General features: G+C 69.0%; 10 protein-coding genes and 1 pseudogene. 5 read left to right on the top strand and 6 right to left on the bottom strand.

Features of this window, described 5'->3' with window-relative positions; all coding sequences use genetic code 11:
* Positions 1-67 precede the first annotated feature (67 nt).
* Entirely contained in the window at positions 68-250 is a 183-nt protein-coding gene (locus V6U90_RS31570) for a hypothetical protein (RefSeq protein WP_334444520.1), read from the bottom strand.
* A gap of 185 nt (positions 251-435) precedes the next feature.
* Here V6U90_RS31570 and V6U90_RS31575 point away from each other — a divergent pair, with 185 nt between their 5' ends.
* The gene (locus V6U90_RS31575) at positions 436-798 is read left to right on the top strand and encodes a hypothetical protein (protein WP_334444522.1); all 363 of its coding nucleotides are present in this window, start codon (positions 436-438) and stop codon (positions 796-798) included.
* Positions 799-1,344: 546 nt separating this feature from the next.
* Here the strand turns inward: V6U90_RS31575 and V6U90_RS34100 are convergent.
* From V6U90_RS34100 to V6U90_RS31590, 3 genes and pseudogenes are all read right to left on the bottom strand, one after another.
* A pseudogene (locus tag V6U90_RS34100) lies at positions 1,345-1,671 on the bottom strand (IS1634 family transposase); the annotation flags it as partial.
* Between the two features lie 248 nt (positions 1,672-1,919).
* Entirely contained in the window at positions 1,920-2,381 is a 462-nt protein-coding gene (locus V6U90_RS31585; protein WP_334444524.1) for an ABC transporter substrate-binding protein, read from the bottom strand.
* A 623-nt stretch (positions 2,382-3,004) separates the two neighbouring features.
* Entirely contained in the window at positions 3,005-3,397 is a 393-nt protein-coding gene (locus V6U90_RS31590; protein WP_334444526.1) for a VOC family protein, read from the bottom strand.
* A gap of 146 nt (positions 3,398-3,543) precedes the next feature.
* Here V6U90_RS31590 and V6U90_RS31595 point away from each other — a divergent pair, with 146 nt between their 5' ends.
* The gene (locus tag V6U90_RS31595) at positions 3,544-3,885 is read left to right on the top strand and encodes a winged helix-turn-helix transcriptional regulator (protein WP_334444528.1); all 342 of its coding nucleotides are present in this window, start codon (positions 3,544-3,546) and stop codon (positions 3,883-3,885) included.
* 285 nt (positions 3,886-4,170) lie between these two features.
* Here the strand turns inward: V6U90_RS31595 and V6U90_RS31600 are convergent, their stop codons facing one another.
* A complete protein-coding gene (locus V6U90_RS31600; RefSeq protein WP_334444530.1) occupies positions 4,171-4,509 on the bottom strand; it encodes a hypothetical protein in 339 nt (112 codons plus the stop codon).
* Between the two features lie 159 nt (positions 4,510-4,668).
* The gene (locus tag V6U90_RS31605) at positions 4,669-5,577 is read right to left on the bottom strand and encodes an SDR family NAD(P)-dependent oxidoreductase (protein ID WP_334444532.1); all 909 of its coding nucleotides are present in this window, start codon (positions 5,575-5,577) and stop codon (positions 4,669-4,671) included.
* Positions 5,578-5,654: 77 nt separating this feature from the next.
* Between V6U90_RS31605 and V6U90_RS31610 the strand changes: the two genes are divergently transcribed.
* The 3 genes from V6U90_RS31610 to V6U90_RS31620 all read left to right on the top strand — a co-directional run bounded on the left by V6U90_RS31610 (position 5,655) and on the right by V6U90_RS31620 (position 8,515).
* The gene (locus tag V6U90_RS31610) at positions 5,655-6,221 is read left to right on the top strand and encodes a TetR/AcrR family transcriptional regulator (protein WP_334444534.1); all 567 of its coding nucleotides are present in this window, start codon (positions 5,655-5,657) and stop codon (positions 6,219-6,221) included.
* A gap of 59 nt (positions 6,222-6,280) precedes the next feature.
* Positions 6,281-7,225 carry an RNA polymerase sigma-70 factor gene (locus tag V6U90_RS31615; protein WP_334444536.1) on the top strand — a complete coding sequence of 315 codons (945 nt, stop codon included), beginning with the start codon at positions 6,281-6,283 and terminating at the stop codon, positions 7,223-7,225.
* 93 nt (positions 7,226-7,318) lie between these two features.
* Entirely contained in the window at positions 7,319-8,515 is a 1,197-nt protein-coding gene (locus tag V6U90_RS31620) for an NAD(P)/FAD-dependent oxidoreductase (protein ID WP_334444538.1), read from the top strand.
* The last annotated feature ends 503 nt before the right edge of the window (positions 8,516-9,018 follow it).

Here is a 9,018-nt window from a genome sequence, read left to right on the forward strand (position 1 = left end):
CGGCGGCGGCGGCCAACGCGCAACGCTCCTTCCCTGCCCCCAATCAGGGGCACCCAGTGCGAATCAGTCAGCCGCGCTGACCGCCACCCCAGCCACCGACCATCTGGCCGAAAGCCGTCGCGGAATCCGGCGACCCACTCGCGCCGAAAGCCGGCGGCGAGCCGTTCGGTATCAGGCGGGTCTCGGCGTGCGCGGCGAACTGGGTCGACGCGGCCTCCGCCGCCACGTCCACGTGGTGCTCGAAGGCCAACTGGCGCACCCAGGCCGTCGGTGAGCCGGTCCAGGGCGGCGTTAGCCGGCAACGTCGGCCGATCGGGCCAACGGAAAGTGCGCGGCGAAGTTCGCGTCCACGTGTGCCAGGTACACCGAACGGATCCGCCCCAGCGCTGTCGTCGACCTTGCCGACCAGGTCCAGGGCCGCTGCCCGGCGCGGCCGTGGACGGCGAGGCGCTGTGCGGCGCTCGCATCGCCACCGACCCGGTGTTCCTGGTCGCGGCGGTCGGACGCGGCACCGGTGTGATCCTGGAACAGCGCCAGGTCCGCGTGAGCCGTGTCCTGGCCAGTGCGTACGGCGGCGCGGGTTTCATGCGAGTCTCCGAGCCAGGCGAGCGTTTCGGCCACTGCGCTGTCGAGAGCGGCGGCATGATCGGGGACGCAGACTCGGAGCGAGTCGTGGACCGCTCTGGCCAGTGCCACGCCGGCAGCCCGACCGTTGACATGGCTGATGCCCCGCGCCAGCTGGCGATCCAGCCGATCGCCCAGACGCGCTGGCGCTCACCTGGAGCCGGCCGCCGATGACGCCGATTGTGGCCGCCGTGATGTCGCACCACTCCAGAACAGTGTCGACAGATGGCGGGCCGGCGCTTGCGCTACCGGCATCAGACAGCGCACCGACGGCACCCGCACCCGCACCGACGAGAAACACGCGGCGCGAAATCTGCGCGGGCCGGGCCTGACCGGACATGGCCACTCTCCTTTGGATGCACACCGCGTCCCGCTCCATAACCGCGAATCCCCATCGGTAAACTAGGGTATTGGATAGAGCGCCAGCAAGCGATACCGCAGAGGTCGAGCAGGGATGTAGGTTCCGTCACAGGAACTGGATGCTGTTGGTGATCTTGGTTGCTTGATCGCTGTGGGGTGCGTCACTGCTGGAGCTAAGGGTGCTTCGATGCTGACATAGCGCGATCTCAATGGGTTGTTGGTTCGGCTTTTGGCACCCCACCACCCGCCTGCGTTCCGCAGCTTCACTTCGGTGTAGCCCACGGATCTGGGGCTTGAGCTGGGAAAACACGGGTAGGCCCGGTGACGTGGCGTGTCATTAGGCCGTGGTGTCCATGCTGGTCAGGCGGGTGCGGGTGTCGCGTTGATGACGCGGGGCGGTTCGGTGACCTTCAGCCTGGCGAACAGGGCCTTCTGGGGCTGGGACAGTTCGGTGCGCTGGCAGAACGTGCCGGCGGGGCCGGTGAACACGCCGATGTGCAGTCGCTCGACGTCGGTAAGGATCTCGCCCCAGGTGTGGCCGGCGGTGGTCTCGGCGACGCGGATGAGCAGCAGCGCCAGCCAGCACAGCAGGATGTGGGCGTGGATGAGGTCCTCGCGGCGGTGGTAGACCGGTCGCAGGTCCAGGGTGGTCTTCATGTCGCGCCAGCCGCGTTCGATCTCCAGAAGCGCGAGTTCGTTCGTGCTGGTCGTCGTGATTTGCTCGTACTCGTCCCGGCTGTAGGGGACACCCATGTCACCCCACGTTCGCCAGCCGTCGAGCGGGCCCACACCCTTGAGGTTGTCCACGAGAACGCCGATAGACCACTGGCCCTGGTAACCGTTGACGGTTTCAGCCAGGCGGCCTGCGACAGCTATACCGAAACACGTCGAAGGCACCCGCGCCAAGCTGAAACGCATGGTCAGCCGCCATGTCCTCATCGAAAACGAGCCCGGCATGTTTGCTTTGGCCCCGAGAGGGACACAATCTCCGTAACCGCCCTCTCACGAAGCTTGTCGATGTTGGCCTTGACGGCGGTCGCGTCGAACGGGGTGCCGTCGGAGAAGGCGACCTTGTCCCGGAGGGTGAGGGTGTAGGAGCGGCCGTCTGGCGCGGCCTGCCAGCCGGTGGCCAGCCAGGGCACCAGCTTGCCCTGCTGGTCGTAGGTGAGCAGCGACTCGAATGTGTTCCAGACCAGCAGGCGGGCCTTCGCCTGGGCGTACTGGTGCGGGTTGAGGGTGACCGGTTCGGTCTCGATGGCCCAGGTGAGGGTGCCTCCGGAGCGGGGCCGGCCGGCGGCTTCGGCAGCGGGTGCGCTACCCGTGGAGCAGCCGGCGGTGACCGTGAGGAGGGCGGTGAGGACGACGGTGGTCAGATTGCGCAGGCGGTGCGCGGGCATGACGGGGTCTCCTGTCCAGGCAGGCGGAAACGGGTACGGCGAGACCCCGCCCGGGCCGGTGGCACGGGTCGGTGAGGGATGTCTCGGCGCGGGGATGGCGGTCGGCTCGACGGTGAGCCCACCTCGGTGGGCCTGTGCGGCGCAGCGGGTGTGGGTGCCGGTCAGCGCAGACAGGAGCTGGACCACACCCGACCGAGGTCGATGTGGCCGCGGGTCGTCAACCGCAGCTCGCTGGACATGAGCTGAGTCCACCTGCCGACTGCGGCGATGTCAACGAATGCGCCGATGGATGTCATCTTTCGCACGTGGGGCCGCCAACCCGTTGACCAATTACCTACTAAACCTATAGGCTTTCTGTGGCTTGTGTTCGACGGACGGCTCGTGGGCCCTGCGATCGAGCCGTCCTGTATCCGCCGTCTGGTGGTGACGGTGCGAGAACCAGTCCGGGCACTGGCACCCGTACTCAGCGGAAGCAACCGCATTCCGGGACGACCGGCACCCCACACACGAGGAACCTCCGCTCCCCGTACCCGCATGCCGACGACTCCGTGCGGCCTCCATGCCCCAGCACCGCACACCCGCTGCGGCCCCAGGGCGCGGTGCGCGCCCTGGGGCATCTGGCCTCAACGCCGGGCAGCCAAGGGGCCGATGATCCGCGCGACCAACTCCGGCACCCACTCGACGTACTCGACCTCTGCCCCACCAGCATGCCGGGCGTACAGGTAGCGGCCGGTCGGGCCAGTCGTCTCCGGCGTGATGATCTCGCCGCCCGCAGCGGTGAGCCCGGCCACGACGGCGTCCAGATCATCGACGATCACGGTAGCGGAGGCGTGCCCGTAGCGGGCCCGCTCCTCCGGTGGGCCAGCGATCACCAGGAAGTCGCCGATCGCGGCCAACTCGATCGCGTCGAATGCGAACCGCAGATCCGGCTCCGCGCCGACCAGGGTCCGCAGCGACGGCAGCGAGACGTCGAGGTCATCCACCCAGAGCCGGGCGTACGTCTTCAGGACGGTCATATCCACTCCTGTACGTTGAGATTGCCGACCAGACCGTACGGCGATGGCCACGGATGGGATAAGTACGCACTTTTTGGTAAGAGGCGCATGCGAAGGAGGAACGGCGAGTGGACGAGCCGTTTCCCGGCACGCCGACGGCGGCACAGGTGGCGCAGGTGCACCAGGTGGCTCGCGAGGTGTTCGACGCGGTCGGCACCAAGTGGGCGGTGCCGGTCATCGAAGCCATCGGCACCGACACACGCCGCTTCGGCGAACTGCACCGGCAGGTCGCCGGCATCAGCCACCGGTTGCTCACCGCGACCCTGCGACAGTTGGAGCGAAACGGAGTAGTCGATCGAACCCTTCATCCCACCGTGCCACCACGCACCGAATACCGGCTTACACCTGCTGGCCGGGAGCTGCACAACACGATCAATGGCTTCTGCCGGTGGAGCCGCCGACACCTGGATGAGATCCTGGCATCACGCCGCCGGTTCGAGCAGGAATGACTCCCGGGTGTGCTGCACCGGTAGGTGACAGGACCCCGACCACTCCCCCGCCATCGGCTCACCGAGATGAATCGGCACGGCACCGCGCGGTCGGTGACGACGGTGCCGTCGGCCACCCATCGACCGAATCGTCCGTGAGCGGTTCTCCATGATCCGTGCCATCGGGCAGGTTCACACTGGCGCTTGGGAGGGGAGCGTGCCTGCCAACGAACCGTGGCTGGGACAAGCGTCCGCACCGACAGCGCGTGTGGGCGTCTCCCGGCAGTTCCGCTCCCCTGCCTGGTTCTACGGACGAACGGCGCGCAGGTACTTGGCGAACTTCTCCAGACCATCGATATTGCGGGGACCGCTGATTCCCTCGTTGTAGTCGAGGATGAAGAACCGGTCGTTGACCACCGCAGGTAGGCTCTTGGTTTTGGGAGAGGCCTTCAAGCAGTCGATTTTCTCCTGCGCGGGCTTGTCGCCGTAGTCGAGGATGATGATGACTTCCGGACGCCCCTGAACGACGGCTTCCCAGCCGACCTGCGACCAGCGGGCGTCGAGTTGCTCGAAGATGTTGGCTCTTCGAAGTTGAGCGGGGTTCGAGGGGGGAGCCGGCCCAGATGTGTGGGGCTCGCAGCTCATCGGTGATCATCTGAATGTCGAGCGACGTGCCAGCCGCACACAGCTGGCTTGAGGGACTCGCCGGCACCGCCGTCACCAAGCCTGCGGCTCTCTTTCCTCGCCTGGATCCGAAATAGCAGGACGAGCGGCGCAGTGCCGCCAGGCTGGTGACAGCAGACGTCACAGGTGGACCCCGCTGAGGTAACGCACGCCAGTCGCCGCCTCGGCGATCGCCCACTGCCGAGCGGCCCGTTCCGAGTCGTTACACGGCGCCACGACCGGTGCGAAGTGGACGCGCTTGTCCCACTTGCGCTGGGACGGTCCGTGGAAGGCATCGGCCCGCGCCCGGGGGTCGGTGGCGGCGAAGAGGATCGGCAGTGCGCCCGCCTCGGCGCTGCGCGCGACCAGGGCGCCCAGCGCCGCCACGAGGACCCGCTCGGCGATGCTGCCCGGGTTGTCCTGCATCCCGGTCCAGGCCATCCCCGGGTGGGCGGCGAAGCTGCGGACCGGCGAGCCCGCGGCACGCAGCCGGCGGTCCAACTCCTGAGCGAAGATCAGGTTGGACACCTTCGACCGGACGTACTGGCGAAGCGGCTGGAACGATCCCGTGGCGGCCAGGTTCTCGTCGTCGGTGCCGGAGCGCACCTGCCGGTAGAAGTTGGAGCCGACCGTCACCACCCGGGGCAGCCGGTCCGGGCGAAACCGGTTCAGCAGCAACCCGGTCAGCGCAAACGGCCCCAGGTGGTCGGTGGCGATCACCCGCTCGTAGCCCTCGGGGGTGAGCTCGCGCTCCCGGGCGGAAAGCCCGGCGTTGTTGATTAGCGCGTCGATCCGACGGTGGCCCAGCGACTCCGCGAACATGCGGATCGAGCCCGGGTCGGCAAGGTCGATCCGGTGTACCTCGACGTTCCCGCGCATCTCCGCGCGGACCCGCTCACCCTTCGCGGTGTCGCGCACGGCCATCAGCACTGTCGCGCCCGCCTCGGCCAGCCGCGCCGCGGTGACCCGGCCGAGGCCGCTGGTGGCTCCGGTGACCACGACGGTCCCGGTCTGGTTCGGCATGTGGTCCACGGTCCAGTTCAGCGCCATCGCCATCTCCTTAGCGGATTAATTATCCGTTTCTGCGGCAGAAGCTAGCACGAGAACGGATAAGTTATCCTCCAGGTGTGTCCCCCACCACGAACGCGGAGAGCCTGCGCGCCGACTCGGCCCGGGTCCGCGCCCGCATGCTCGCCGCCGCCCGGGACCGCATGGCCGCAGGCGGCCTCGACCTGTCGATGAACGCGGTGGCCAAGGCGGCCGGCGTCGGCGTGGGGACGGTCTACCGCCACTTCCCCACCCGGCAGGCCCTGCTCGAGTCGCTCGCCGCCCAGAGCCTGGAAACCCTGGTCGCCACCGCGGTCGCGGCGGCCCGCGAGCCGGACGTGGGCACCGGCCTGGCCGCGCTGCTGCGAGCGGGCCTGCGGATCCAGCTCTCCGACCCGGCACTGGCCGAGGTGCTGGCCGCCGTCAACGCGGTCTGCGCAGAGACACTGGACCTGAGCCGCGACCTGGCGGCGGCCATCGCCACCCTGCTCGACCGGGCCCGCACCGAAGGCGCGATCCGCCCCGACCTGACCGCCGACGACCTGCGGCGCCTACTGTGCGGCCTGCAGCACGCGGTTCGGATCGGCGCCACCGACGACGACGCGGACCGCTACCTGGACATCCTGCTGGCCGGGCTACGCCCCTGAGGCGCCCGCCGGACATTCAAGATCACAGTCGCCGTGACCGCCGAGGTTAGGATCGGGAGATGCCCTTGACCGCGGAGGACGTCGACCGGTTCGAGGCCTCCAGGGCGCGCCTGGAAACCATCGCCTACCGTCTCCTCGGCTCCGTCGGGGAGGCCGAGGACGCCGTGCAGGAGACGTTCCTGCGCTGGCAGGCCGCCGACGTCGACCGCATCGAGGTCCCCGAGGCATGGCTGACGAAGGTCCTCACCAACCTGTGCCTCAACCAACTGACCTCCGCGCGGGCGCGCCGCGAGACCTACGTGGGCCAGTGGCTTCCCGAGCCCCTGCTCGCCGGGGATCCGATGCTCGGCCCAGCCGAGACCGTCGAGCAGCGCGAATCGGTGTCGTACGCGGTCCTCACCCTTCTGGAGCGCCTCTCCCCGAACGAACGGGCGGTGTACGTGCTGCGGGAGGCCTTCGACTACCCGCACCGCGAGATCGCGGAGATCCTCGACATCACCGAGGCCGCCAGCCAGCAGATCCTCCACCGCGCCAAGAAGCACGTCGCGGACGGCAAGACCCGCACCGAGATCGACAAGGCCGCCGCCCGGCGGATCGTCGAGGAGTTCCTGGCGGCCGCCGCCAGCGGCCAGACCGAGCCGCTCGTGCGCCTGCTCACCGCGGACGCCATCGCGATCGGCGACGGCGGCGGGAAGGTCCCGGCCCGCGCCAGGGCGTTCGAGGGCGCCGTCGCTGTCGCGAAGTTCCTGCGGGGCCTGTTCAAACCCAGCGAAATCAAGCGCGCCATCGTCGGCGGCGCACCCGAGGTCTACGCCTGGACCGCCAACGGCGAACCAGCCGTCGTGGCCGTCGTGGACGGCCGGGTCGTCGGCGTCATGTGCCTGGAGGTTACCGCCGAGGGCATCGCCGCGTTCCGCAACCAGGTCAACCCCGACAAGCTCGAACGCGCGACCGCACGCTGGGCGACCTCCGACCACGGAGAGCCCCTGTTCAACGCCTTCTGACCGCTCTGTGAGGTGCTTCACGTCGTTCCCTGTCAGGAAACGGCGGGCCGCCCGGTTCAAGTGGCAGACCCGCACAAGACAGGAGCAGGGAAGATGCAGCACCGCACCATTGTTCTCGGAGCCGGATACACCGGAGCCATCGCCGCCGGCCGCCTCGCCAGGCGGCTCCGCCGCGAGGACATTGCCATCACCCTCGTCAATTCCGAGCCCGACTTCGTCGAACGCGTCCGCATGCACCAGCTGGCCGCCGGCCAGGACCTCAAGCTCCGGCCGCTCAGCGAGATGTTCGCTGGCACCGGCGTCGAGCTGAAGCTTGCGAAGGTCACCGGTGTCGACGTCGACCGCAAGACGGTCACCGTCGTCGACGCGAACGGCGCCGAAGAACTCGCCTACGACACCCTCGTCTACGCCCTCGGCAGCGGCTGGAACACCCAGGGCATCCCCGGCGTCGCCGAGCACGCTCACGAGATCGCCAGCCGCCCCGGAGCGCTCCGGCTGCGCGAGCGCCTGGCCCACCTCGACGCCGGGCTGGCCGTGGTCGTCGTCGGTGGCGGCCTCACCGGCCTGGAGGCCGCCACCGAGATCGCCGAGGCACGCCCGGACCTCGACGTCGCCCTCGCCGCCTCCGGCGGCCTCGGCGACTGGCTCTCACCCAAGGGCCGCGGACACCTACGGAACGTCTTCGACAAGCTCGGCATCACCGTGTACGAGCACTCCGCCGTCACCGCCGTTGAAGCCGACCACGTCGCCACCGCCGACGGCAACACCATCCCGGCCGCAGTCACCGTGTGGACCGCCGGCTTCGCAGTCCACCCGATCACGAAGGCGACCGCCCTGGAGGTCACCGGCACCGGGCAGATCGTGGTCGACCGGACCATGCGCTCAGTCTCGCACCCCGATGTGTACGCCGTGGGCGACGCCGCCTACGCGATGGGACCGGCCGACAAACCGCTAAGGATGTCGTGTGCCTCGGGCGGCCCGGGCGCGTGGCAGGCCGCCGACGCGATCGCGGCGCGCCTGACCGGCGGAAAGCTGCCGAACGTGCCGATCCGCTACTTCAACCAGTGCGTCTCCCTTGGCCACAGGGAAGGCTTGATCCAGTACGTCACCGCCGACGACCGCACCAAGCAGGCGGTCCTGACCGGACGCCTCGCCGCCGTCTACAAGGAGCTGGTCTGCAAGGGCGCCGCCTGGGCCGTCGCCAACCCCACGCTCGCGCTGCCGACCCGGCGCCGCCGCGTCGCGCGGGAGAAGGCCGCGACGACCTCGGCCGTCGAGAGGCTGGCGTAGAGCCCAAAGCGAAGCGGGCACCCTTCGATACGAGGGCGGGTCCGCTTCGCTGCCGGTCCACGCGGTACGGCGACCACGTTGGCGTGGACGGTGGCCAGATCCTCACCTGGTAAGGCTGGCGGCAACCGTCAGCTGCCGGAGCCCTTCGTCCAGGTCGTCCGTAGGCCGCCGGCGTTGCGCTGAAGGAGCAGCGCAGCGGCGAAGTCCTGATCGGCGACGACCTGCGCACGAAGCGGCGTCGCCTCTACTGTGGATGAGGTGGGCGAGGATGGGAACGATGCGGTTGGTTGGCTGGTGATTGTCGGCCTTGTGCTGCTGGCTGTCGCCTTGATAACCGACTCCGACTCGGAATCCAAGCCGGCCGCGTCCAAGCCGGCGGTGACCGGGCCGCCGTGTGTCAATCCCCTGGAATCGTGGAGGACTCGGTTATGCGGCCTGGCCCTCCAGGGCGCGGATGGTCGATCGCTCATAGTCGATCGGTGAACGCCCGTCGCAGACGGAGT

This window comes from Micromonospora sp. CPCC 206060 (genome assembly GCF_036906895.1).
Lineage (GTDB): Bacteria > Actinomycetota > Actinomycetes > Mycobacteriales > Micromonosporaceae > Micromonospora.

Bases quoted from the DNA above. Each gene is read 5' to 3' on its own strand.
- V6U90_RS31585 (WP_334444524.1), bottom strand. From the start codon at position 2,381: ATGCCCGCGCACCGCCTGCGCAATCTGACCACCGTCGTCCTCACCGCC.
- V6U90_RS31600 (WP_334444530.1), bottom strand. From the start codon at position 4,509: ATGAGCTGCGAGCCCCACACATCTGGGCCGGCTCCCCCCTCGAACCCC.
- V6U90_RS31605 (WP_334444532.1), bottom strand. From the start codon at position 5,577: ATGGCGCTGAACTGGACCGTGGACCACATGCCGAACCAGACCGGGACC.
- V6U90_RS31590 (WP_334444526.1), bottom strand. From the start codon at position 3,397: ATGACCGTCCTGAAGACGTACGCCCGGCTCTGGGTGGATGACCTCGAC.
- V6U90_RS31620 (WP_334444538.1), top strand. From the start codon at position 7,319: ATGCAGCACCGCACCATTGTTCTCGGAGCCGGATACACCGGAGCCATC.
- V6U90_RS31615 (WP_334444536.1), top strand. From the start codon at position 6,281: ATGCCCTTGACCGCGGAGGACGTCGACCGGTTCGAGGCCTCCAGGGCG.